The sequence below is a fragment of the Crocosphaera sp. UHCC 0190 genome (assembly GCF_034932065.1).
Taxonomy (GTDB): Bacteria; Cyanobacteriota; Cyanobacteriia; order Cyanobacteriales; family Microcystaceae; genus UHCC-0190.
On the sequence record NZ_JAYGHP010000015.1, the window covers coordinates 1 to 25,674 of the forward strand.

22 protein-coding genes are annotated in these 25,674 nt (G+C 37.6%); 12 read left to right on the forward strand and 10 right to left on the reverse strand.

Annotation, left to right across the window (positions count from 1 at the left end; all coding sequences use genetic code 11):
- Positions 1 to 218: 218 nt before the first annotated feature.
- On the reverse strand, positions 219 to 1,238 hold the full coding sequence (locus VB715_RS17840) for a glycosyltransferase family 2 protein (RefSeq protein ID WP_323302573.1): 1,020 nt from the start codon (positions 1,236 to 1,238) through the stop codon (positions 219 to 221).
- A 143-nt stretch (positions 1,239 to 1,381) separates the two neighbouring features.
- Here VB715_RS17840 and VB715_RS17845 point away from each other — a divergent pair, with 143 nt between their 5' ends.
- A complete protein-coding gene (locus VB715_RS17845) occupies positions 1,382 to 2,584 on the forward strand; it encodes a glycosyltransferase (RefSeq protein ID WP_323302574.1) in 1,203 nt (400 codons plus the stop codon).
- A gap of 12 nt (positions 2,585 to 2,596) precedes the next feature.
- Positions 2,597 to 3,778: a glycosyltransferase family 2 protein gene (locus VB715_RS17850; RefSeq protein ID WP_323302575.1), complete on the forward strand. Its 1,182-nt coding sequence runs from the start codon at positions 2,597 to 2,599 to the stop codon at positions 3,776 to 3,778.
- Positions 3,779 to 3,783: 5 nt separating this feature from the next.
- On the opposite strand, the gene VB715_RS17855 is transcribed toward VB715_RS17850, so the two are convergent.
- Complete coding sequence (locus VB715_RS17855) at positions 3,784 to 5,781, reverse strand: AarF/ABC1/UbiB kinase family protein (protein WP_323302576.1); 1,998 nt, start codon at positions 5,779 to 5,781, stop codon at positions 3,784 to 3,786.
- Between the two features lie 327 nt (positions 5,782 to 6,108).
- Here VB715_RS17855 and VB715_RS17860 point away from each other — a divergent pair, with 327 nt between their 5' ends.
- Positions 6,109 to 6,879 (forward strand): ABC transporter ATP-binding protein, encoded by a 771-nt coding sequence (locus VB715_RS17860; RefSeq protein ID WP_323302577.1) that lies wholly within the window; start codon positions 6,109 to 6,111, stop codon positions 6,877 to 6,879.
- A 112-nt stretch (positions 6,880 to 6,991) separates the two neighbouring features.
- A complete protein-coding gene (locus VB715_RS17865) occupies positions 6,992 to 7,495 on the forward strand; it encodes a DUF4168 domain-containing protein (RefSeq protein WP_323302578.1) in 504 nt (167 codons plus the stop codon).
- A 32-nt stretch (positions 7,496 to 7,527) separates the two neighbouring features.
- Here the strand turns inward: VB715_RS17865 and VB715_RS17870 are convergent, their stop codons facing one another.
- On the reverse strand, positions 7,528 to 9,204 hold the full coding sequence (locus VB715_RS17870) for a CHAT domain-containing protein (protein WP_323302579.1): 1,677 nt from the start codon (positions 9,202 to 9,204) through the stop codon (positions 7,528 to 7,530).
- A 526-nt stretch (positions 9,205 to 9,730) separates the two neighbouring features.
- On the opposite strand from VB715_RS17870, the gene VB715_RS17875 reads away from it, so the two are divergent.
- Positions 9,731 to 10,450: a hypothetical protein gene (locus VB715_RS17875; RefSeq protein WP_323302580.1), complete on the forward strand. Its 720-nt coding sequence runs from the start codon at positions 9,731 to 9,733 to the stop codon at positions 10,448 to 10,450.
- A 416-nt stretch (positions 10,451 to 10,866) separates the two neighbouring features.
- Here the strand turns inward: VB715_RS17875 and VB715_RS17880 are convergent, their stop codons facing one another.
- Together VB715_RS17880 and VB715_RS17885 are read right to left on the reverse strand one after the other, a co-directional pair.
- Positions 10,867 to 11,718, reverse strand: coding sequence for a chromosome partitioning protein ParB (locus VB715_RS17880; RefSeq protein ID WP_323302581.1), 852 nt, complete (start codon positions 11,716 to 11,718; stop codon positions 10,867 to 10,869).
- 5 nt (positions 11,719 to 11,723) lie between these two features.
- Positions 11,724 to 13,115 carry an AAA family ATPase gene (locus tag VB715_RS17885; RefSeq protein ID WP_323302582.1) on the reverse strand — a complete coding sequence of 464 codons (1,392 nt, stop codon included), beginning with the start codon at positions 13,113 to 13,115 and terminating at the stop codon, positions 11,724 to 11,726.
- A 294-nt stretch (positions 13,116 to 13,409) separates the two neighbouring features.
- On the opposite strand from VB715_RS17885, the gene ilvD reads away from it, so the two are divergent.
- A complete protein-coding gene (gene ilvD, locus VB715_RS17890) occupies positions 13,410 to 15,095 on the forward strand; it encodes a dihydroxy-acid dehydratase (RefSeq protein ID WP_323302583.1) in 1,686 nt (561 codons plus the stop codon).
- A 93-nt stretch (positions 15,096 to 15,188) separates the two neighbouring features.
- Positions 15,189 to 15,527: a hypothetical protein gene (locus VB715_RS17895; protein ID WP_323302584.1), complete on the forward strand. Its 339-nt coding sequence runs from the start codon at positions 15,189 to 15,191 to the stop codon at positions 15,525 to 15,527.
- 20 nt (positions 15,528 to 15,547) lie between these two features.
- On the opposite strand, the gene VB715_RS17900 is transcribed toward VB715_RS17895, so the two are convergent.
- Positions 15,548 to 16,078, reverse strand: a complete 531-nt coding sequence (locus VB715_RS17900; RefSeq protein WP_323302585.1) for a DUF4330 domain-containing protein — start codon at positions 16,076 to 16,078, stop codon at positions 15,548 to 15,550.
- A 508-nt stretch (positions 16,079 to 16,586) separates the two neighbouring features.
- Between VB715_RS17900 and hisB the strand changes: the two genes are divergently transcribed.
- The gene (gene hisB, locus VB715_RS17905; protein ID WP_323302586.1) at positions 16,587 to 17,237 is read left to right on the forward strand and encodes an imidazoleglycerol-phosphate dehydratase HisB; all 651 of its coding nucleotides are present in this window, start codon (positions 16,587 to 16,589) and stop codon (positions 17,235 to 17,237) included.
- 103 nt (positions 17,238 to 17,340) lie between these two features.
- Here hisB and stpA read toward each other — a convergent pair whose 3' ends face one another.
- Positions 17,341 to 18,618: a glucosylglycerol 3-phosphatase gene (stpA, locus tag VB715_RS17910; RefSeq protein ID WP_323302587.1), complete on the reverse strand. Its 1,278-nt coding sequence runs from the start codon at positions 18,616 to 18,618 to the stop codon at positions 17,341 to 17,343.
- Positions 18,619 to 18,802: 184 nt separating this feature from the next.
- Between stpA and hisC the strand changes: the two genes are divergently transcribed.
- Together hisC and VB715_RS17920 are read left to right on the forward strand one after the other, a co-directional pair.
- Positions 18,803 to 19,849: a histidinol-phosphate transaminase gene (hisC, locus tag VB715_RS17915; RefSeq protein ID WP_323302588.1), complete on the forward strand. Its 1,047-nt coding sequence runs from the start codon at positions 18,803 to 18,805 to the stop codon at positions 19,847 to 19,849.
- Positions 19,839 to 20,663 carry an inositol monophosphatase family protein gene (locus tag VB715_RS17920; RefSeq protein ID WP_323302589.1) on the forward strand — a complete coding sequence of 275 codons (825 nt, stop codon included), beginning with the start codon at positions 19,839 to 19,841 and terminating at the stop codon, positions 20,661 to 20,663. The genes hisC and VB715_RS17920 overlap by 11 nt, the downstream gene beginning before the upstream one ends.
- On the opposite strand, the gene VB715_RS17925 is transcribed toward VB715_RS17920, so the two are convergent.
- Positions 20,634 to 21,899 carry a folylpolyglutamate synthase/dihydrofolate synthase family protein gene (locus VB715_RS17925; protein WP_323302590.1) on the reverse strand — a complete coding sequence of 422 codons (1,266 nt, stop codon included), beginning with the start codon at positions 21,897 to 21,899 and terminating at the stop codon, positions 20,634 to 20,636. The two genes, VB715_RS17920 and VB715_RS17925, sit on opposite strands and share 30 nt — an antisense overlap.
- A gap of 65 nt (positions 21,900 to 21,964) precedes the next feature.
- On the opposite strand from VB715_RS17925, the gene VB715_RS17930 reads away from it, so the two are divergent.
- Positions 21,965 to 23,146: an aldo/keto reductase gene (locus tag VB715_RS17930; RefSeq protein ID WP_323302591.1), complete on the forward strand. Its 1,182-nt coding sequence runs from the start codon at positions 21,965 to 21,967 to the stop codon at positions 23,144 to 23,146.
- 179 nt (positions 23,147 to 23,325) lie between these two features.
- Here the strand turns inward: VB715_RS17930 and VB715_RS17935 are convergent, their stop codons facing one another.
- Together VB715_RS17935 and VB715_RS17940 are read right to left on the reverse strand one after the other, a co-directional pair.
- Positions 23,326 to 23,706: a PilZ domain-containing protein gene (locus VB715_RS17935; RefSeq protein WP_323302592.1), complete on the reverse strand. Its 381-nt coding sequence runs from the start codon at positions 23,704 to 23,706 to the stop codon at positions 23,326 to 23,328.
- Between the two features lie 153 nt (positions 23,707 to 23,859).
- A complete protein-coding gene (locus VB715_RS17940) occupies positions 23,860 to 24,342 on the reverse strand; it encodes a hypothetical protein (protein WP_323302593.1) in 483 nt (160 codons plus the stop codon).
- A gap of 94 nt (positions 24,343 to 24,436) precedes the next feature.
- Here VB715_RS17940 and gshA point away from each other — a divergent pair, with 94 nt between their 5' ends.
- Complete coding sequence (gene gshA / locus VB715_RS17945) at positions 24,437 to 25,582, forward strand: glutamate--cysteine ligase (protein WP_323302594.1); 1,146 nt, start codon at positions 24,437 to 24,439, stop codon at positions 25,580 to 25,582.
- Positions 25,583 to 25,674 lie beyond the last annotated feature (92 nt).

Here is a 25,674-nt window from a genome sequence, read left to right on the forward strand (position 1 = left end):
TCGGAGCGCGTCGGGCGTTTCCGCTCTCAACCGCGCATTTACAAATATATCCAATCTCCCCAGGAATGTCAACCCTTTTGGCAAACTTTTTTTGACTTTTTTTGAAATGCAGTCAAGACAAGGGTTTCAGGGTTATCGATTTCTCTGTTGGTTCTTGTGTTTAGTCCAGGCAATACTGTATTACACTGTATTACGGTAAGACTATGAGCAAGTGGTTGTTAACTAACATCACTTCTGGGGTTTTTATATTCAATTAGAGTGGCTTGTTTACCCTGCCACCGCATCAGCCAATATTTAGTTTGACCAATAATGTGAGGGAACTTAGCGAAGACACAAGCTACTGCATATAATTGGCTATGGGCTGGTATATCACCCTGACGACGGCGACTTTGGTAGATGCGCCCCCCTAAGACTAAGTATCCGATTAGTAGTAATAAAGTTAGCCCTGAAGTCAACCAAGCGAACCCAAAAGCAATCAGAGGTAGAATAAGTCCCCAAAACCAATTGCTAAAGTATTCACGAACCATATATTCTTCTGGGGATGAACCATACATAGCCATCCCTTGTGCCACGGCCCAACCTGAGCGCACCATGCGGCTCCACCATTGACTAAACTTAGTCATGGCTGCGTCATGAAAGGTCATGTCAGCATCTAAACGCAAAATTTTCCAACCTTGACGACGTAAGCGGATACACATTTCCGGTTCTTCACCACAAATTAAGGCATCATTAAAACCGTTAACTGCTTTAATCGCTTTAACTCGCATCAAGGCATCGCCCCCGCAACCCATTGTTTCGCCGACGGGAGTATCCCATTCCATATCGGCTAGGCGGTTGTAAGGTGTCTCGTCAGGAACTTTTTCACGACGGCGGCCACAAACAATGGCCAGATTTTCATTATTTTCTAACTCCTTGACAGCTTGATTAAGCCATCCCTGAACAAGAACACAGTCCCCATCCATAAATTGAATATATTTCAAGTCTGGATATTGTTCTATTAAAAACCGAAAGCCTGTATTTCTTCCTCTTGCTGCAGTAAAGGGAGAGAATGTATCTAATTCGATGACTTGAATCCCCAGAGATTTTGCTGTTGTCACACTCCCATCTGTTGAGCCTGAGTCAACATAAACAATGGGAATATTGTTGAATTCAGTAACCTCAGTAATTAATGATTGAAGGCAGTTAATTAAACGCTCTCCTTCATTTCTGCCGATGATGACTATTCCTAAATTGCTCATGATTGACTAACTAAGCGCAAGTTTCATCATCAATCATAAACGATCACCAGATTTGTTGTATATTTGGGTAAGTTTTCTTGTATCCTATCTCCTAAGATGAAGTATACATATTAACGATCAAGTAACTTGAGCCATCAACCAGGATGAAAATTACTTATTTGATTAATCAATATCCGAAAATTAGTCATAGTTTTATTCGACGGGAGATTCTGGCTTTAGAAGCATTAGGACTTCCGATTACTCGGTTTTCTATTCGTTCCTGCGTGGAACAAGTTGTGGATGAAGCTGATAAAAAAGAACTAGAAAAAACTCGTGTTATTTTAGGGGTTGGTAGACTAGGCTTAATTTTCAACCTATTAGCCACTGCCATTAGTAGGCCTCTAGCTTTTTGGTCAATGCTTTTTTTAGCTTGTCGTATTGGGTGGAAATCTGAAAAGGGAATTCTTTATCATTTAGCTTATTTAGCAGAAGCTTGTGTTTTATTGCGGTGGCTATCCAAGTGGGATGTGACTCATATTCATTCCCATTTTGGCACGAATGCCACTACCGTCGCTATGTTTTGCTATGGGTTAGGGGGGCCATCCTATAGTTTTACCGTACATGGGCCCGAAGAATTTGATAAAGTGGAGGCGATCGCATTACCGGAAAAAATCAAACGGGCAGCTTTTGTCGTGACAATTAGTTCCTATAGTCGCAGTCAATTGTATCGCTGGTGTGAATTTAGGGATTGGGGAAAAATTCACATTATTCATTGTGGGGTAGATGATGCTTTTTTCTCCCTTCCTAGGCAACCGATTTCTGAAGAACCTTGTTTTGTTTGTGTCGGTCGTTTAAGTGAACAAAAGGGACAATTTTTGTTAATTAAGGCAGCAAGCAAATTAATAGCTCAAGGCCATAAATTCAAGGTTATTTTAGTGGGAGATGGGGATTTAAGAAAACCGATTGAAGCCGCAATTACTCAGGAGAATTTAGAGGATGTTGTTGAGATTACGGGATGGGCAACTCAAGCACAAGTGCAAAACTATATCTTACAATCACGGGCGATGGTGTTACCTAGTTTTGCTGAAGGATTACCTGTGGTTATGATGGAAAGTCTGGCATTAGGTCGTCCTGTCATTAGCACTTATGTTGCAGGAATTCCTGAATTAGTGATACCTGGTAAATCAGGATGGTTAGTACCGGCTGGTTCAGTTGAAGGGCTAGTAGAAGCTATGAAAACTGCTTTAGAAACTCCGGTTTCTCAATTAGAGGAAATGGGAAATTTTGGGGCAAAACTTGTGGCTCAACAACATAATATTATGAAAGAAGCCCAACAATTAATACAATTATTTGAGTCTGTTCATTGATGAGAGGATTTTATGTTTTTTAGTTTAGAAATTGGATTGTCGTTGATCGCCGTTCTTCTTCTGATTCCTTGCTTAGTTTTATTGGTCGAATGTTTAATGTCTATTTTGCCTTTGAATGAATCTCTAGAAACTCACTTAGAAAATCAGCCCAGTTTTAAAATTTTAATCCCTGCTCACAATGAAGAAACTGTTATTGAAGAAACACTAAAATCCTTATTACTTCAAGTTAATTCTCCTGACGAGATTATTGTTATTGCTGATAACTGTACTGATCGAACGGCAGAGATCGCCCGAAAATTTGAAATTACTGTTCTCGAACGCCAAGATTCTGAAAAACGTGGTAAAGGCTATGCCATAGATTACGGTATCAAATTTCTCAATGGGAAACCTCCTGAAATTGTTATCATTCTTGATGCGGATTGTTTAATGGAACCCCAAACCCTTGGGTATCTTGTTCAATTATCTTACGCTCAGCAAAAACCGATTCAAAGCACTTATTTGATGGAAACAGATCTTGATCCTATGCTCAGGGATAAAATTTCTGCTTTTGCTATTCTGATGAAAAACTTTGTTCGCCCTTATGGTTTAGCACGATTGAATAGTCCTTGTCTCCTCAATGGCTCAGGAATGGCATTTCCCTGGTCGATTATCAGTCAGGTTAATCTGGCGAATAATAAAACTGTTGATGATATGCAGTTATCAGTTGACCTCGCTATCGCTGGATATGCCCCATCTTATTGTCCCCAAGGAAAAGTGATTGGACGATTAATGCAGCAAGATCAGGCACAAAGTCAGCGATCTCGTTGGGAACATGGTCATTTATCTTTAATTTTGAGTCAAACTCCTCGTTTGTTACTAGCATCTTTGAAACAAAGACGTTTAGATTTGTTGGCATTAGCTTTAGAGTTAAGTGTTCCTCCTTTATCTTTATTAGTTATGTTTTGGGGCCTAGGAATGAGCATCATGGTAACGGCAGGATTATTAGGAATTTCTTGGTTACCTAGTATTCTTCTCGGTATAGGCGGCATCTGTTTAATAACAGCAATTGTAACTGGCTGGGCCAAATTTGGCCGGGAAGAAATTTCTGGATGGGCTTTAATTTCTATCCCTTTTTACTTACTTTGGAAAATCCCCCTTTATGTTACTTTTTTAGTTCGTCCTCAATCAAAATGGGTGAAAACAGAAAGAGATTAATAGTTTTAAAGTGATACTGGTAAAGCTTTCTGAGTGTTTTTAACAGGAAGGTCTTTCCCTTTCGGTTGATCTAATTCTAATAATAAATTACGAATCAAACGAGCCACTAATTTCTGCATTAACCCTTCAGCAATTTTCTGTCCCATGTGTTGAGTTTCCGGCTTGACTATCAATTTAGCAGCCACAGGAACTAAGCGCATGGGGTCAAATCCTGGGGTATCTTGGAGGATTTTCAGGATGTTTTGTAAATGTTCTGCCGTTTGAGCATTTTCTCGCAAGTCTTGAGGGGTTTCTTGAACGGCTAATCCTACTTGTTCTCTTACCATTGCCGAGAGATTAAACCAGGTACGACGACCGAAAATATCCAAGACATTAATAATTTCATTGACGAGTCTTTCTCGAATAAATTCACCCCGTTGAGAAAAGAGAAATTCGGTAGCTTGATCGAGAACTTTATCAATATCATAGTCTTGAGAATCTTTAGCATTTCTCATTAAATTTTCTAAGCGATTCCAGCGAAAGCTTCCTTCTTTAAATAACAAATCTTTTAAAGAAGCGCGTAATTCAGGAGAGGGATCAGTTAATAAGCGTTTTGCCACATAAGGATAGGCTTTACTTAACACTTTAAAATCGGGGTTGATGCCGATCGCAATCCCCTCTAATGTAACCATTGAGCGAAGAATTAGAGCATAATAGGCAGGAACTTTAAAAGGGAACTCATACATCATATCTGACATTTGATCCGTAATACTTTTAAAGTTTAATTCAGCTACACTTGACCCCAAAGCATTGCCAAAGACTTCCGTTAAAGCAGGAATAATCGGAGTTAAATCTGTATCAGGTTTGAGAAAATCGAGTTTAACATAATCATAAGCTAAAGAATCGAAATCTCGATTAACTAAATGAACGACTGCTTCAATGAGTCCATAGCGTTGATAAGGTTTAATACGACTCATCATGCCAAAATCAAGATAAGCAAGTTTGCCATCTTTCATGGCTAATAAATTACCAGGATGGGGATCAGCATGAAAGAAACCATGCTCTAATAATTGACGTAAGGAACAATTAACACCGACTTCAACTAAATGGGTAGCATCAATTCCTTGGGCTTGAATAGCTTGAATATTGGTTAATTTTATTCCTTCTATCCATTCCATCGTCAGAACGCGCCTACCTGTGTAGTCCCAATAGATTTTTGGGATATAAATTTCTGGTAAATGTCCATAGAGTTCTGCAAATTCTTCTGCATTTTTGCCTTCTTGAACATAATTAATTTCCTCAAAAATTCGTCCCGCTAATTCATCAGTAATCGCTACTAAATCGGAACGAATAAAGGAAAAAGTTTTTTGCAACCAAGCTGATAAATTCCGCAGAATATAAATATCTAATGTAATCCTTTTAATTAAATCAGGACGTTGCACTTTCACGGCAACTTGTTCCCCTGTTTTTAATCTTCCTCTATAAACTTGTCCGAGAGAAGCAGCAGCAATGGGTTTTTCTGAAAGTTCAGCATAAATTTCGTCAGGATGTTCCCCTAATTCTTCTTGGATGAAACGATGGGCAATCTTGTTAGGAAAAGAAGGTAATTGATCTTGTAGGGTAGTTAATTCGTCAAGATAGACGGGGGGAACTAAATCGGGTCTTGTCGAGAGGGCCTGTCCGACTTTAATATAGGTGGGCCCTAATTCTGTTAACATTTCCCGTAGATGAATGGCGCGGTTTCGCTCTTGTTTGGGATTTCTGCCTCTCATTTTATCCCACCACAACCCCAAAGCAAAGCGAAAAAACAAGATAAAAACACTGATTAAGCGGCCCAGAACTTGTAGAAGACGTTGACGATAATATTGATTAATGACTTCTGGATTGTACTGCCAGCTTTCAGGAGAGGTATCACTAATGGGCCCTAAATCTTCTGTGTGTCCTGCGGGAATGTGGATGGGTTGCGCGTCAATCGTAATTAAATCAGGATTTTGAAGATCTGGGGATAGGGTGGATTGAGGCATAAGAGTCATGAATTTGCTATCAGTATTAGGGCTTTGTAAACTATTGTAACAATTTATGTGGTCTTTAAGCTTAGCTAAACTTGGAGGTAGAGGAGAAGAGGGATAAAATTAATAATTTTGAAGAGAATGATTGGAGTTAATTATAGTAAAAATTAAAATCTTTTAAGGCTAATAATCTTTCTTGATTGAGGCGATAATGATAAGCCAATAACTTAATTCCAGGAGCATAAACTAAAGATTGGTAAGTAGTGGCTAATCTGTGTTATTATGAGACCCGATTAGTCAAAGCATACCCTCGTTTTCTAGCAGTAATTAGTGATTTGAGCAATGACCACTTCCTCGTCCATAATCCTAAATGCAAAAGAATTATACAAAAGTTTTGGTGGATTGAAGGCTGTTAATAATGCTCATATCCAAGTGAAAAAGGGAAGTATTACGGGGTTAATTGGCCCCAATGGTGCTGGAAAAACCACTTTATTCAATTTATTATCGAGTTTTATTCGTCCCGATCAAGGGGAAGTGATTTTTGATGGAGAACCCATTCACCAGCTATCTCCTCACCAAATTGCCTTACAAGGATGTGTGCGGACATTTCAAGTAGCGCGAGTTTTGTCTCGTTTGACGGTGTTAGAAAATATGCTTTTGGCCACCCAAAAACAGACAGGAGAAGATCTGATTAAAGTGTGGCTACAACAGGCACAGATCAAAAAAGAAGAACAAGAAAACCGAGAAAAAGCCCTTTCTATCTTAGAATCCGTTGGACTGATTGACAAATGTTATGACTATGGGGGGGCTTTATCAGGGGGACAGCGCAAATTACTAGAAATGGCCAGAACCTTGATGACTCGTCCTAAATTAATTTTACTCGATGAACCGGCCGCAGGGGTTAATCCGACGCTGATTGGTCAAATTTGCGAACATATTACAAATTGGAATCGCCAGGGAATTTCTTTTTTAATTATTGAGCATAATATGGATGTAATCATGTCCTTGTGTGATCATATATGGGTTTTAGCAGAAGGCACAAATTTAGCCGATGGGACACCCCAAGAAATTCAACACAATGCTATCGTTCTAGAAGCCTATTTAGGAGATTGATTTTTCCGTTTTGGCCCAAGACTTGTTAGAATCCTAAAAACTCTGGTGAGAGTTTTTGTGGTTATTCATTTAGAATGATCGCCCAATGTTAAACCTCTTAGGAAATAATAAAATGCTTAAGCAATTGCTTTTTAAAGGATGTCTCGGTGTTTTCTGTTCAGTTGTTTGTCTTGGCAGCCTTCCCGCCTATAGTCAACCTGGGGAGGTGATCGCTCAAGCTTCTCAACAAACCCTAGCATCCAAGAATGTCAGTAAAGACGAATTAAAACAGTTTGCTCAAGCAGTGATCAAGTTACAAGCCGTTGATGAAGCCACTCAACAAAAAATGGTTGAAGCCGTGCAAGCTGAAGGGTTATCACCGGAACAGTTTATGGAAATTGGCAAAAAACAGCGGGATACCAATGCCCAAGGCAGCGGTGAGATCACCCCTGAAGACAAGCAAAAGTTTGAAAAAGCCTTAGCCGTTGTCAAAAAGATCAATGAGGAAGATCGGGAGAAAAAACGGGAAGCAGTAGAGGCAAGTGGTTTAGATATTTCACGATTTAATGAAATTGGTAAAACAGTAGAAGGTAATCCTGAACTACAAAAACAAGTTGTTGAATTGTTGCAACGTTAGATGGTGTATCAGGTGGGCCATGCCCCACCTAATTAGTTTTCCCCTATTTCTTCAACGATAAATTCAACCGTTTGACCATAGGGGCTACCAAATTTTAACTGAGTCCCCGATGGTAATGGCACTTCCTCATAGTGGACTCTTTGCCAATGGTCATCCCTCAAAATCAAGGTTCCAAAGCGGGAAAAATCCCGTAGAAAGTAAGTATAGCTCTGTTCAGGATCGGCAGGAACTTCTCGGCAAATAATCTCAGCATGACGTTGACTGACCCATTTTTCTTGGATGACGAGATCATTTTCAGGACGACGGCCCACCCTCATTAACCCGCCGTAAATTTGCCAGCGAGTTTCTGCTTCTTCGACAAACCGAAGATAAGCAGCCGGGGGTTTAGTCGTGATTAAGGGTAATTGGGTAATATCATCCAAGGGGGAAATTAATTCCCCATTGAATTGAGGGTGCATATAGAGAATAGGCAAGGTCCAAGCGGGTTGATTAAATTTATAAAGGGTCAATAATTGTTGTCTTGCAAATCTCACCGCCTCATCAATTGGTTGACGTTGAGTTAAGGCTTTTGTGAAGGCTTGAATAAAGCTTAAGGCTTCTTGATCGGCGATGGAATCTCGCATAGCTAAGACAGCCGGAACTCCATGATGAATTAAGACTTCTGCCAGGCTACTGCGTTCAATGGTTTTTGAGCCTTGATGATCAGGTTGGGCCCCCCAACAGGCGTTAAACACCGCTAGGGTAATTTGATTACGAATCAGCACTTGTGCTAATTCTGTCCCATTCATCGTTGCCTGAGAACTTAAAAATAGTAATCCACCATTGGGGGCTGGCATTCCATGGCCGGCATAAAAAAGGACATTATAATCTCCACTATCAAGGGCTTCAATTAATTGGCCAGGGGTTGGTTGCACCAGGGGATGGACTCGCACAGGAACGGTAACAGGCGGCTGCCAACTTCCTTGGGGGGCAAAGGAACTATGTTCAATCATTTGGGCCAACAAGTCAGCCTCGGTTTCCAGTTTTAAGTCCTCATGAGTTAAACCCTCAACTTCTTGAACTGAACGGCCTTGACTGTCAGCTTGATTTGTAATTTCATTGAGAGGGATTGGGGAGGGATGAGCTTGATTTCCCAAGACCAGCAAGATGTTTAAGATTTCTTTCGCCTGATAAAAAACTAAGGGGTCTACATTGTTAGTGGTACGACTAAAAAGAATTTGAGGATCGAGGGAAATTGCTTGTTTACCCGCGGCTGATTGCATAATTTCCCAAGGCAGGGGAATTAATTCAGGCGCTTGAATGTCCAACCGTAATCTTAAGGGACGATGACTGCCTAATGCCAGGCCGCGACTTTGGGCAAAACTGGAATGAATGGAAGCATCAAACAACCATTGCCACAAACTCAGACCTAATTCTTGCATGAGTCGTCCACCATAGCTTTCGGTGGGACTTGCTAGGGTAAAGGTCAAAGGAGGCAGATCACTGGTCAGTTGAGCATGAGTAACGGGAAGGTGGGGTTCTCCTTGGGGGGCAAACATTTCTTGCCAAGCTAACCACTTGCGGGTTAAGGTTTCTGACCATAAGGAATCATGATGAACGTATCCACTCGGCAAAGGGGCATTGGTTACCCAAAGGGCAAAACTTTCTGAACCCGCCGTTGTCAAAGGGGCGATCGCTACAGTTAGGCAAGGGTTTAAGCCTAGGGTCATTACCTACTCTTAAAAATAAGTCAATAATGGCATTGTAACTTACTGTTACCCAGGCCAGTTAGGGGTGAAGTAAAAGTTAAACAGTCAAGCAAAACTTATTTCTCTGATTTTTCTAATACTTGAAAAAGTGATTATTGAAGTCGGATGTCCATTTTTAATGGGCAAGAATGGGCAAGTTTTTTGGTGATTGCTCTATCAGAGAATACTGCGACAACAGATGGAAAGTCAGGCCAGTAAACATTTAGTTAAAGCAATATGTCCAAGCTGATGACGGACTAAAATTACCCAACTACTTATTAGATAAGTTTCGTTTATTAAACTCATGAACCAACGGGGAAAGGACAGTAAAAATTCCTATCCCCTTTTTTGACTTTTTTAGCTCAATTTTTGAGCAAATTAGATAAATAGACTAAACTACCTCAGTAAAATCCCCCAAAAAATTCCTTATAAAGAGTTAACTAAGCTTGTATTTTTACGGAGAATTTGTTATTTATTGGAGGAATACTTTTAATTCCTGTGAGGGAAAATGAAATACTTGTTCGCTGTAGGTGTCGCTGTCTCTGTCTTGAGTAGTCCAATGGTGGCTTTTGCTGGTACATTTAGTGCAGCCGGATATGTCGGTGTAGAAGATTTTGAAGGTTCTTCTTTGGGACAGGCTAAAAACCTAATGTTTTCTAGCTTATTTGAATTTGCTCGTATCCCTCAATTAAGTAACGGTTCCCCTAATGAACTGTTTGGAATTATTAATCCCAGTGATTTTGGTACATTGGTCACTAACTTATCAATTAATGAATTTACTTCTATTCCGTCATTCTTGAAATTCGGAGAAAATGACCGTTTTTCTCTCTCACTCAATTCAATTACAAGTAAATCCGATAGCCCTGATGACCTGAGAATTGATGGCTATGGTTTCCTCGATGATAAGTTAAATCTCATTAAGTCCAATGATGTTACATTCAGGTTCACGGCTCAGGATGTATTTGGTGCGATTTCGGCATCCTTAAGCTTTGGAGGTACTACAACTCCAACCCCAACCCCAACTCCAACTCCAACTCCAACCCCAACCCCAACTCCAACCCCAAGCCCAACCCCAAGCCCAACCCCAACTCCAACTCCTGAATCCAATATTCCTTCGCCATCGGACGAACCCGCAGTTCAAATTCCCGAATCCGATATTCCTGGGTTAGCATGGTTAACAATTCCTTTGTTAGCGATCGCTAAGAAAAAACTCAGACAAAATGCTTAAAATCATCTACTTAAATCAAAAGTAGATGACATATTATCTAGTTAATTTAGCTCCTTTTTTCAACAGGTTTTAACCTGTAGCTGAAATAAGCAATAATTGATAAAAAGCCAAAGGTAATGCTATAAAAAACTCGATGTTTAAATTTAGTAAGGTAGAAATTTCTACCTTATTTTTTTGTGATTTGATAATATTATTTCAAGTTTTAATACTTGAAACTTTCTTCCATACTATCATTATACCAAATCCGGTTATCAAAAGAGATTAACGTAGAGACGTTGCCTGCAACGCCTCTACTGGTTTTTTTTTGTTTTAATAACTCTACTTTTTAAAGCGGATTTGGTATTATATTCTAATTTTAGGGACATAATATATCATATCCCTACTGTATTAATTAATCTAGTTGAAGCGTTAAAAAGTTACAAATAAGCCACTTTTCTTAGTTTGGCATAAGCAGCTTGAGCAAAACCATATATTTTATCTTTAGACTTATTTATTGTGGACTTTTTAAGATTATCCCAAGATAATTCTTTGTCAGGTTTTCTCCAATATTCAATGGCTTTCCAACTAGCATTTATTTGATTTACACTACTTCCTACTTGTTTCATGATTTGGGCTAATTCATCATAAGTTACATCAATCAAATTGAATTTACTTAATTCTAGAATTTCGTTTTCAATATTCTTTTGATATTGTTGCAGTTCATGTTGAGCTTTTCTCAGGTGTTGTATTGCCTCTTGTTTAGTTTTATTTTCAGTCTCGGAGATAATAGTTTCAAGTTGTTTTGTGAGTAGCTTTTTAATGCCCTTTGGTGTATTAATTTCCATGAAATAGTCTAGTTGCTCATGGATCTGTTTAATGTCTTTCTCCACTGAGTTTAACTTACTATAGTTATCGCTTGCTGTGCAGATTACTTGATTGATTGATGGTTGATTATCTCCTAATTGTTCTATGTTTGATAAAGTTTTTCTCAAAACATCAATCTGTCTTTTAATTGCATCTTTTTGTTCATCTTTAATGATAAATGCAGCAATCATTTCTCCTTTTCTGGGATCTATCTGACTCGCCTTTACTGCCGCATAATATTCTACATCACCATAGACTAATTCATAGGAATCAAAACCTAGTTTTTTGACAAATAAAGGATTGACAATACCTCCAGATTCTAAGATGATATTAGCCAATCTATTTACAATCATCTCATTATCCTTAATTTCAGAATAAGGAATGGTACAATTAATGGTATCAACATCTACTAAGAAAAAATCCATAATAATTAAGCTCCTATTTTTTCCAAAACTTCAATAGCTAATGATTCAAATTCAGCAGCAGATGTGTTAGCAGAAGACACATTATTTGCGTAGTAAAAAATAGATTTAGGAGCAGGAATTTCCAATTCTCCTAATAGTATAGTTTCATTAATGCAATGAGATAAAGCAGTTCTTTCAGAAATCATATTTTCCATAATCGGAAAATTATATCTTGTCGCAATCAATTCTCGCTGCTTAGGAAAAGTATATTTAAGATATTGATGATGAGTAGAAATTTTAGAAGGAAGAACCCCCATGATTTTGACAGAAGGTTTGCCTAAAGTTTCTCTATTATCATTAATTTGTGTCTCCAAAAAGTTTTTAACACTTCTTAGTCCTTGATTAGAAAATGGTTTTAAATCAGAAGGAATAATAATATAATCAGAAGCGGTTAATGCTGATTCTGCATATAAATCTAAAGAAGGAGGAGTATCAATGATAACCAAATCATATTCTTCTGTAACCAATTCTAATTTTTTCACTAATCTAGAACGACTTGATGCATATCTTGCTAATTCGTTTTGTTTGTCAATTAACATTATATGAGACGGTATAACATCAATCTCTTTTTGATTAAATCCTTGAGATTTTCTCACAATATCAGAAATTGTATTAACCTTACTTTCTAGTAAATGAAAAACATTTTTATCCTTTAGATCATCATCATCATCAAACTGAAATTTAATTAACCCAGTTGCAAAAGTAGTATTAGCTTGAGCATCAATATCAATCAATAAAACTCGTTTTCCTTGATTACTGAAAGCGGCAGCTAAATTAGTAGCAACTGTGGTTTTTCCAACGCCACCTTTATGATGATAAATAGCAATAACTTTCATTGATGTTTTTTTTGACTCCGTAATAGGTGATTGAGAAACTTGAGGAAGGTTAACTGAATTTTGACTAAACTCTTGAGTAGTTAGAGATTTAGGAGGAATGAATTTAGACTGTAAACTCTCCTTTCCAATTAAAGCATTAATTTTGACAATATTTGATTCAATAGTTTCTCCAGAACAACAAAAAACTAATTTTATTTTGTCTTCTTGTCTTTGATAAATCCTGAAATCTTTACCATTGGTTAAAACGCCATATAAACTCTTGATTTTAGTTAAATAATGTCCGAGACGACGGACATGATGATCTAAATTTTCTTGGGGATGTTTTGCTTCAATGACGACACATAAAGAAAAATTCTTGATTTTTTTATTTGCCACTGTCAAAAAATCTAAACGAATATTCCCAAAACAAACCTCTTGATGCCAATTATCAGGAGAATAACCTAATTGCGGCAATAAATATTGAACAATTAGCTTACTCTCAACTTCCCTTTCATTACGACAGGATTTAGGATAAAATTTCAACTGATTATTTTGCCGATAACAAAAGATAGGTGGTCAAATTTAATAAATAGGGAACATTGTATAAGCGTAGAATTAATACCGCTTATACTTCTCATTGTTCTGATTATCTCGAAGTATTTACCTAATCACAATCAGTATAAGTGCTTAAGATTTGAGTAACACATTATTTGTGATGTTCCCCAGATTCAGTAAAATTACTAGGGAGTTGTAAAATTTTTGTTATATCTTCTCACCGCAAAGTGTAAGAACAACGGACAATAGAAACAGTGCCACAGCCACAAGGAGAACGCTACAATGTCTGAGAATATAAGAAGTCGTGTTGTGACTCAAGGAAGTCAACGAACCCCTAACCGTGCGATGTTACGCGCTGTTGGTTTCGGTGATGATGACTTTACTAAACCTATCGTCGGTGTTGCTAACGGGTTTAGTACCATTACCCCTTGTAACATGGGAATTAATGAGTTAGCAAAACGGGCCGAAACTGGGATCAAAAGTGCGGGTGGAATGCCCCAAATGTTCGGTACAATTACTGTTAGTGATGGCATTTCTATGGGAACAGAAGGGATGAAATATTCTCTAGTTTCACGGGATGTTATTGCAGACTCCATCGAAACTGCTTGTAATGGTCAAAGTATGGATGGAGTTATTGCTATTGGAGGATGTGATAAAAATATGCCAGGGGCCATGATAGCGATGGCAAGAATGAATATTCCTGCTATTTTTGTCTATGGGGGAACGATTAAACCTGGCCATTACAATGGGGAAGATTTAACCGTTGTTAGTGCCTTTGAAGCGGTAGGAAAACACAGCGCAGGTAAGATAGATGATAACACATTATTAGCTATTGAAAAAAATGCTTGTCCTGGGGCCGGTTCCTGTGGGGGAATGTTTACTGCAAATACTATGTCTTCCGCATTTGAAGCTATGGGTATGAGTTTACCTTATTCTTCAACTATGGCCGCAGAAGATGCAGAGAAAGCAGACAGTACAGAAAAGTCTGCTTTTGTGTTAGTTGATGCTATCCGTAATCAGCTTTTACCGAGTCAAATTTTAACGCGCAAGGCCTTTGAAAATGCCATTTCTGTAATTATGGCTGTCGGAGGTTCTACTAATGCAGTATTGCATTTATTAGCCATAGCAAATACCATCGGTGTTGAGTTAACTTTAGATGATTTTGAAACCATTCGTCAACGGGTTCCCGTATTATGTGATTTGAAACCATCGGGACGTTATGTAACTGTTAATTTGCATCAAGCTGGTGGCATTCCTCAAGTCATGAAAATGCTGTTAACTCATGGGTTATTACATGGGGATGCGTTAACTATTTCAGGGGAAACTATTGAGGAGATTTTAACAGATATTCCTGCTGAACCACCAGCTAATCAAGATGTCATTCTTCCTTGGGATAAACCTGTTTATAAAGAGGGACATTTAGCCATTTTAAAAGGTAATTTAGCTTCAGAGGGTGCTGTTGCTAAAATTAGCGGGGTTAAGAATCCTAAAATTACGGGGCCAGCGCGTGTTTTTGAATCTGAGGAAGAATGCTTAGAGGCAATTCTTGCTAAAAAGATTAATCCTGGAGATGTGATTATTGTCCGCTATGAAGGGCCAAAAGGAGGCCCAGGAATGCGGGAAATGTTAGCACCAACCTCCGCTATTATTGGGGCAGGTTTAGGTGATTCTGTGGGCTTAATTACCGATGGCCGTTTCTCTGGAGGAACCTATGGTTTAGTGGTTGGTCATGTGGCACCAGAAGCTTATGTTGGGGGAACTATTGGGTTAGTTAAAGAGGGAGATAGTATTACTATTGATGCTCAAGAAAAGCTGTTGCAATTGAATGTTTCTGATGAAGAATTAGCCCAGCGTCGCACTAACTGGAAAGCCCCTGAACCTCGGTATAAACGAGGAGTATTAGGGAAGTATGCGAAGTTAGTTTCTTCAAGTAGTTTAGGGGCCGTAACAGACTTAAATCTCTTCTAATTGTAGGGTGGGCAATGCCCACCTTACTTAATATTAATCTCTTAGGCAAGAATCTTATTATTTTAACCCTGTTTGAAACGGCAACCTAAGAAAATGAGCGATCGCAAACTATTTTTAATCCTAATTACCCTTATAACTATCTTAGTATTCATTCAAATATCTCCTATTTTTGCCAGTGATGATAGTCGTTTTCGTGCAGATATTGACCGCTTAAATGCGCGAGTCAGTCGCTTAGAAAATGCTATTCTTAATGTAAGACAACGACAGGATAATTCTGCTAATAACCCTTCTATTAACACATCTCCCCAAATAATTGATGGTGAAGTCATTGGACGCAGTGACCCTTTATTTGAACGTTTATCAACCTTAGTGATAGAATTAAAAGAAAGGGTCATGAACTTAGAAAAGCGCATGACCCAAATTGAAAAATGATGATAATGTTTTCAGTTAAATCACTTCAAAACTCGCACAGCAATGGTACTGGTATTAAAGTTATAATCTTTCCCTTCTAACTCAATTAAAGTACCAATTTTAACTTTTTGCTGACCAACTACCGCACCCGTATTGGTAATTTGCGCGTCTCCAGTTAAGGTAATAATCATATCTTGATAATATTTGGCTTGTGGGCTAGGATCAGGTAAAGCTTTGACAGTACCGTCCTGTTGAGGAACAAGAGTGGTTCTTGGAATAGGTTGAACCGCTTTAATTCCGAACTCTCCCGCAGGTTGGTTACGAATTACAATATTCGTTTTTTTAGTTTCCTCAAATTGACGCATTAGAGAGTCTGGATCAAGTATCCCCAAACCTCGTACAATAACATCAACTTCGATAGGTTTGTTAGCGACTTGTGCAATGGTACTGGTTCCCGACTTACCAGGAACGACAAAAATACCGACAATAACTAGAAAAATCGCTAATGCTGCCCCTAAATCTAGGATACTAACTTTTCCAAATAAACGGCCTTTAGAATCTAATAGTTTCATAAATAAATGACTCAATCAGTGTGAAAATGAGGAACAATGAGGCTTAGAACAAGATAGTCGATTGTCTTTCTCTTGGTAAGATGAGACAAATTTCAGCAATTCTATCATAGTCTCTCCCCTTCTCAACAACAATGACGAATGATCGGGTTAAAAGTATCCCCAAACTTCTTTGAATTCCTATTCTGAGAATGCGTCCTCGTTACAAAAACAACTTCTGACGAATGACTTCGTTAAGGTATGGGTAGCCAGTCTTCATCTAAAGTAATTTTATACCAGGTCAAATAATCTTGTTCATAGAGTTGTTTTAAATGAAATTTAGTTGAATTTTTAGTGAATTTACCCAATTTTAAATCTTTGATACTTATGCTTAATTAAATCATCCAAAATGTCGTTTCAGACTAATTTTTTCTTTCTTGTCACTTTTAAGGTACAATCTCAACCGTAAATTGATATCCTAAAGATAAGGAAACTCAAAAAGTTTGTCCTAACTACTATTGTTGATCAACCTATGCAGACTCAAAATACCCATCTTCCTAATTCTCCCTCTATTATTCCCTCTTTTGCTCCTAGAATTGCTTCTGTTAGTCGCACCACTCAAGAAACAGATGTTCAAGTTACCTTGAATTTAGATGGTCAAGGAAATTGTGAGGCAGCCACAGGAATTCCCTTTCTTGATCATATGTTACACCAAATTTCTTCCCATGGTTTAATTGATTTAGATGTTAAAGCAAAAGGTGATCTTGAAATTGACGATCATCATACTAATGAAGATGTGGGAATAACCCTAGGCCAAGCATTAGGAAAAGCTTTAGGTGATCGCAAAGGAATTGTCCGTTTTGGTCATTTTATTGCACCGTTAGATGAAGCATTAGTTCAAGTTTCTTTAGACTTTTCAGGAAGACCCCATTTAACTTATGGTCTAGAAATTCCTACCCAAAGAGTCGGGACTTATGATACACAATTAGTCCGAGAATTTTTTGTTGCTATTGTTAATCATAGTCAAATGACTTTACATATTCGTCAATTAGATGGAATTAACTCTCATCATATTATTGAAGCAACCTTTAAATCGTTTGCAAGATCAATGCGAATGGCCTTGGAAATTGATCCTCGTCGGGGCAATTCTATTCCTAGTTCTAAAGGGGTTTTAATGACTTAGTGAGTAGATAGTCAAAAATAAATTAATGTTTGTAGTAGGTACTTTAGTGCTGGAAACTCATAAGAATGGAGAACTAAAGTCCTCACTACAAGCTTTTTTATATTTAATTTTTCCTGCTTTGTGCTGCTTCTCTAAAACACTGAATATATTGTTTATGACCTCCGGGAAAAACAACATTTAAGGTTAAAGGATCATGTTGATCTCTGGGATCTCCTGGCCCCTCAATAACCCTGATTTCATCATTAATTTTTTCTGTTTTTAAAGGTTTGCGGTTCTTAACTTCTCCATCACTACTATCAATATAAACAATGATATTTCCTGTCTTAAATTCTTTGCCAATTTCTTGAATTAATTCTAAAAATCCCCGATCACTTCCTCCTCTTCCAAAGCTTAATTTATCATCATTAGTAATCGCTTTACTGGTAACAGTATCCCCAACTCCTACGATAATTGGCATTTGATCCGGGTCAAATCTTTCTTTAATTAAAGATAATAATTCCTCATGTTTTCTCGGTGCTTGTCGAACATTAAACCCTTCTCCTAATGGATATTTACCCGTCTTTTGATAATAGTAACGGTTTAAAATAACTAAGATACCAACTTCTTTAATGGCACCTCTTAACATAAACTGAAAATCTGTTGTTCCTGAATCTTTCCCTTGTGCTAACTGCATCATTTCTTGTCCCTGTTTATCTTTCCCTAAATTGGGGGCATAATGAACAAAAAATGAGTTTTTCAAACCTTTATTTTGAGCATTTTCTAATAACTCATCCATCAATTGTTTCATTCTTTGTTGTAACTTTAGATAATCATTCTCCTGATCGATAAAAACTTCATGAAAGACATTTAAGTTAGCAGTAGGAGATACCTTATTATCTAAAACTGTTGCTTGAATACAATCCAAAATTGTGCTATAGTCTAAACCATAATTATCCTGACTAAAAAATCCTTTAAGACTGGTTTCAATAACTTGAGGAACAGATGCTAAAAATCCTAATTCTTGATCACTAACTCCAGGATGAGAAACTTCCCCATAACGATCTTGCCATTGTACACCTCCCCCTGCTAAACCAGGTAAATATAATCCTCTATTTTTGACTAAATTATCATCATTATAAGCACGTTCAATAATGGAATTAATACCTCGTTTACCAATATGTTCCCCATTGGTTAAGACATAAAAATGACCGTCAAAAAGTTGAGTCGCTTCTAAATAATTAGGATCAATAACTCGCGTTAAAGGATCTTTCACTAATCCCATACAAACCCCATCAAGATCTTGTATAATTAAAAGGTTAGATTCCCTTGCCAATAACTGAATTAACCCCTCATGATCTAAAGATAAAGAACGCTCATGAAGTGGTAAAAAGGAAGTAGACATGATATAACCAAAAGTTGAGTGCTACAAAAAAATCAAGCGTCCTAAAGACACAAAAATTTATCTAATTGTATCAGAAAAAATCCCCTTAAACTGTCCCGATGCTCAATTTTAATTATTTTTTCTTAAGAGAACTGGGGATAGTTTGAGGCTATAATAATAGATCCTAACACTTACACCGATCCCTATGCTACCGATTCGAGAATGTGTCAACCAAACCCCAGCTTATATTCCTGGAGAACAACCTCAAACCACTGATTATATTAAACTCAATACTAACGAAAACCCTTATCCCCCACCGGATAAAATATTTGATACATTGCAACAAGAATTAACTAAAGTTAGATTATATCCTGACCCCGTTTCTACTCAATTACGCAAAGCAGCATCAAACATTTTTGGTATTTCTCATAACAATATTTTGGCAGGAAATGGGTCTGATGATATCCTAAATATTACCCTAAGAACCTTTGTTAATCCTGGGGAAACAGTTGCTTTTCTTGATTTGACTTACTCTTTATATGAGACAATCGCTAAAGTACATGGTGCGCTCATTAAAACGATTCCAACCAATGAGAAGTTTGAGTTAAATGGCCCGTTAATTTGTCCAGAAGCAAAACTTATTTTTGTTGCTTCTCCTAACCCCCCATTAGGGAAACACTTAAACCGTCAATACTTAGAAGAAACCTGTAAACAAGCAACAGGGATAGTTTTAATTGATGAAGCTTATGTAGACTTTTCTGATGAAAATCATTGGGATTTTCTTAATAAATATGATAATGTCATTATCTCTCGTACCATGTCTAAAAGCTACAGTTTAGCAGGAATGCGTGTTGGATTTGCCATTAGTTCTTTAGGAATTATTGAGCAAATGGACAAAGTAAGAGACTCTTATAACTTAGATCGTATTGCCCAAACTTTAGCAAGTAATTGTTTTGAATTTCAAGACTATTTTCAGCAAATTTGGCAGCAAGTTCGTCAAACCCGTACCCGTCTCACAAATTCCCTGAGAAACTTAGATTTCTTAGTCTGTGATTCCGATGCTAATTTTGTACTTGCTTCTCCCCAATGGATCGCTGCTTCTGAACTTTATACTCAGTTAAAAGCGCGAAAAGTATTAGTTAGATACTTTAAACATCCTCGGATTAATAACTATGTCAGAATTACCATTGGAACAGATCCAGAAATTGATCGCCTTTTAGAAGTAATTAAACAACTCAAAAATGAAAAATGAAAACCTTAGCACTAAAATAGAATTAGCTAATACCTTAGCTGACGCAGCAGGAAACATTATTAAACAATATTTCCGTCAACCAAACCTAGAAGCAGAAACCAAAACCGATCAAATTTCTTCAATTGTTACTATCGCTGATCGCTTGGCAGAAGAGGCGATGGTTGCTATCATTAAAAAAGAAGCTCCCAAGGATGGCATTATCCGCGAAGAAGGAGAAAATATTGCCTCGAAAAACGGTTATTATTGGGTACTCGATCCCATTGATGGGACATCCTCTTTTGTCAAAGGTTTACCCATTTTTGGTACTTTAATCGGGTTAGTCGATCTTGAGAACAATTTGCCCCTATTAGGATGTGTTAATCAACCCATTTTACAAGAACGATGGTTAGGTATAAGGGGACAATCCCCTCATTTTAATAACCAAATTATTGAAAATTCTTACACAAATAAGACTAACTTTCAATTAGCAGAAGCTTGTTTAACTTCTACAACTCCCCTCATGTTTGTCACCCCTCGTCAACAAGCGATCGCCACTCGTCTGCAAACCGTGTGTCGTCGTACTGCTTTTGGGGGAGATTGTTACAATTATTTATGCTTGGCCATGGGTTGGAGTTCCATGCCCATGGTTATTCTAGAATCAGATCTTAAATACTACGATTTTTGTGCTTTAATTCCCATTCTTGAGGGTGTAGGTGCGATCATCACTGATTGGTCAGGAAATCCCCTAAATAGCCAGTCTACCGAAATTTTGGCTGCTTCTAACAAAGTTTTACACCAACAAGCCTTAACGGTCATTCAGAGTTGTATTATTTGATTGTAAACTTCCCAGAAAATGCCCTACTAAATAAAGGGAACCACACAAGACAATTAACTGCTCTGATGGTAAATTTTTAATTGCTTTATCTAGCGCATCAAAAACGGTTTCAAACGTTTTAATAGCAACCAAATTAGGGCAAATAGTAACTGCTAATTTTACTAATTCTTGAGGATTTGCGCTATTGTGATTGGGAACTGCTACCAAATATAAACTGTCTTGAGGTTGCAGTAAAAATTGAAAAATTTTATCATGTTCTTTTGTCGATAAAATTCCCATTACCCAAATAATAGATTTTCCAAAAGTATCAACATAATTGCGTAACATCTCAGCCGCTGCTGGATTATGGGCCCCATCGACTAAAATAGAAGTATTCTGCCATTGTACCCATTGTAATCTGCCTAACCATTGGGTCTTTTTCATGCCGTTTTGAATAGCAGTTAAGGGAATATTCCAACCCTTTTGTTGTAAAAATTTTACTGTTTCAATAGCAAGAGCAGAATTACTTAACTGCATTTGACCTAACAGGGGTAAGGGATATTCAATGTCTTGATATTTTGCCCAATTATCTTGAATATAGATGGCAGGTTTCACCCAAATAGACGGACAATTTAACTGTTGAATACGCGCCTTAAAAACTAATTCAACTTCCCTAGAAACTGTACCAATAATCGTTGGACAACCAGGCTTAAAAATCCCTGCTTTTTCCTTAGCAATTAATTCGATAGTATCCCCCAAAACCTGCCAATGTTCTCGACTAATAGAAGTAATGATGCTCACTAAAGATTGCTCACAAACATTAGTCGCATCTAACCGTCCTCCTAATCCTACTTCAATCACAGCAATATCTACTTTTTGTTGAGCAAAATAAACCCAAGCAGCAGCAGTAATGACTTCAAATTGTGTCGGACTTTCTGAATAAGAATCAATGATGTTTTTAATTGTAATTACTATGTCTATTAATTGGTTTTCAGAAATGGGTTGATTATTCAGACAAATTCTTTCTGTCCAGTCGATTAAATGGGGGGAAGTATAAAGCCCCGCTTTATAACCTGCTTCTGTTAAAATTGAAGATAGATAAGCACAAACTGATCCCTTACCATTAGTTCCCCCCACATGAATAATGGGAATAGATTGATGGGGGTTTCCCAAATCAGCTAATAGGGTTTGAATTCGTTCTAAACCCAAATGAATACCAAAATTTTGAAAGGGTTTGAGTAACAAATCAATTGACATGAGTTTATAATAGAATGTAATTATTTAATTATCATAAACACTTAAGTTCTAGAAAGCAACCCATTATGCACTATCGAAGATTTGGCCGCACAGAATTAGAAATGCCTATATTTTCCTGTGGAGGAATGCGCTATCAATATAAATGGCAAGATGTTCCTGCATGGCAAGTTCCCCAAGAAAATCAGCGAAATCTAGAAGCCACAATTCAACGTTCCTTAGAACTTGGAATTAATCATATTGAAACCGCCAGGGGATATGGTACTTCTGAAATGCAATTAGGTGAGATTTTACCCAAACTTCCTAGAGAAAAATTAATTATTCAAACTAAAGTATCCCCAACAAAAGATGTTAAAGAATTCCGTAAGCAATTTAATCAATCTTTAAAGTTTCTCCAATTAGATTATGTTGATTTATTGGCATTACATGGAATCAATACTAAGGAAATTTTAGATTATTGTCTCAGTCCAGGAGGGTGTTTAGACGAAGTAAGAAAATTACAAGAACAGGGAAAAGTTCGCTTTATTGGTTTCTCAACCCATGGGCCAACCGATGTTATCACAAAAACCATTGAAACCGATTATTTTGATTATGTTAATCTCCATTGGTATTATATCAATCAAGGCAATTGGCCAGGGATAGAAGCAGCGACAAAACATGATATGGGAGTCTTTATTATTAGTCCATCTGATAAAGGAGGAAAACTTTATCAACCCCCAGAAAAATTAGTCAAATTATGTCAACCTTTAAGTCCAATGGTGTTTAATAATTTATTTTGTTTATCTCACCCTCAAGTTCATACCCTTAGTTTAGGTGCCTCTTGTCCCACGGATTTTGATGAACATTTAAAAACTTTATCTCTTCTAGAAAATCCTCAAGATTTCCTAGCACCAATTATTAACAACTTAGAAAAAGAAGCCATTAAAATCTTAGGAGAGACTTGGGTCAAAACCTGGCATATCGGACTTCCAGGACATCATCAAACCCCAGGAAATATTAACATTCCAATTATTTTATGGCTCAGAAATTTAGTGCTGGCTTATGATATGCTTGAATATGCAAAAATGCGGTATAATTTATTAGGTAATGGAGGGCATTGGTTTCCTGGTAAAAATGCTGAAAAAGTCCAGACATTTGACTTAAAAGCTTGTTTAAGTCAGAGTTCCCATCGAGATGAAATCCCTCAGTTATTGGCAGAAGCTCATCAATTATTAGGGGGTAAATCCGTGCAAAGACTCTCTCTAAGTTAAGTCAGTTTAAAACCGCAAGAACTCGTTATATTGGCTCTACCGAACCTAGGATGTAACACGGTTAAAAATTATCAGAATAAGGCTGTGTAGACAGCCTTTGTTCTTATAGAATAAGGCTTTAGCCTGTATTTATTTATTAATTTTACAGGGTAAGTTCGGTAGAACCGTTATGTCTTGCCTTATTCCTGCGACATAAACGCTTTTGACTGACGAGTTTTTTGAAAGAATATCTTGGTTTTTAGGGACTTAGAAGTGACATATTTAACCCCTAATTTGAATTGATTATTTTCGAGTTGTTGACTCCAAACAATTTTGGCGGGAATAGGTTCCATTCCCTGCATTAAAATGAGAAATGATTGTTCAGGACATAACTTTTCTTCACTCTTAACTATTAAACCACATCCATGAAAAGAATCATCAATAATCACTCCCCCAAAAGGAACATTAATTTGTTCTTGGTTAAAAACTAATTGAATTGAGCTTCCTTTATTAACATAAATTCTTTTACTTCTTCTGCGATTAGAATGAATACTGGAGTGATCAATCGGTAACTCAGACATAATTCCTCCCTTGCTTAATCAGAGTAATCTGACTGCTAAGAATCACTAATTTGGTCGTGGTATTTTTCCGCTGTTGTTTTTACTTAATATTAAAGGATTATAATAACTTTGTAATCCGTAAAATCCCTTAAATAGTGACCGAATAGAGATACTCTACTGACTCACTTTAGTTAACCTCATAGATCTATAAACCTCGGATAAAGATCCCTCCTGATAAATCAATTTAAAGTCTGTGGTCAACTGAAACCGGAAATTCAGAGAATCATCAGGATTTTCTTGATTAGTCTCTGATACTGTAACCTGATCTCCCTCAAATTCCCATTTCCCTTGCCAAATTTTATCTTCAATCGTTTTTTTTCCTTCATAAACCCGGTGTCTAGCCCAAAATGTCCCATCATTGCGAAATTGATAACCATAATAAACTGTGAATTCTCCTGTTTCATGAAACCCACGCCAAATTCCAGGAATCAAATTTTGTGCTGTTCCTAAAGGGGGGGCCAAATCAACCGAAGAAGGATTATTATCCAAGGTTTGATCCAGAGAAAAAAATAACTGAGATTGAGCAATGCTCTGGCCAGGAATCATCAAAAACTCAACTCCAAGACAGAGAGCAAAACTCAGCAAAAGGTAGTTCATAAACAAGCAAAAAATAAAAAAACTAGAAACCAACTACAAGATCATTAATAATGAAAGATATGAGGCAAACCAGGCCAAGCTACCCAGAGGAATCATGGTACGACTATCCAAAGGCGTTGAAGTAGAAATGTATACAGGGACACCCCAAGGGGAGATCATTGGATTATCCGATCACATTACCAAAGATCTTAATGGGTTTGTTCGAGAACCCGATAGTCGGAACGTTGAATATACAACAGCCCCACTCTCTTGCTATGATCGCTTATTATGTTCTCTAGTGCGGCCTAGACGTAATTTGCGGCAGTATTTAGAGAAAATGGGAGATTATACCCTGATTCCGGGAAGCACTTTATCCTTGGGGGATAGTCAGCAATTTTATCGCTCCGATCCCCAAAACCCCTATCATACCTACATTGAACAGACTTACGGGACTAAAGTTGTGACCGCTAGTGTTCATATTAATATCGGTATTAGTGACCCCGAAGTCTTAATGCGTGCTTGCCGTTTGGTGCGGGTTGAGGCTCCCTTATATCTGGCTTTGAGTGCTTCTTCCCCATTTCTGGATGGCCAGGCCACAGGGTATCATTCCACTCGCTGGCAAATGTTTCCCCAAACACCCTCTCATGTGCCTTTCTTTGAAAGTCATGCTCATTTTATTCATTGGACAGAAGAACAATTACGCCTGAAAACCATGCAAAATGTTCGGCATTTATGGATGTCAGTGCGGCCCAATGGGGATAATCGTCCTTACAATCTTAATCGCCTAGAATTGAGAATTTGTGACTTAATTGTTGATCCTATCGCCTTGTTAGCTGTGATCGCGTTATTAGAAGCCCGTCTGCTGCAACTGATTGATGATCCTACTCTTGATCCTCTCAGCCAAAGTCAATTATCTCCCGAAACCTTATTAGAAATCACTGACAAAAACGAAATGGCCGTCGCTCAACAAAGTTTAGACGCATCCCTTTATCATTGGCAAGATGGTCGTTCTATTCTGGCCAAAGAATGGATCGAGCAATTGTATCAAACGGTTTGGCCCTCGGCGAAACAAGGCGGATTTAGCTGTTTTCTGACCCCAATTAAAAAAATTCTCCGGGATGGGAATTTGGCCCAGCAGTGGCTACAAAAACATGATTCAGGACAATCTATTTCCTCCATTGTGACCCAAGAAATTGCCAGCATGGCTCAATTTGAAGCCGCCTTAGAAGATAAGCTCTGTGACGCTCTCTTCGTTGCTTAAGCAATTATTAAGATCTTTAGAAAATTCATAAGTTTTCTTAATCTTTTTTAACGATCTGTTGAGTAATTGAAATCATTCACGCCTTGTTGGCG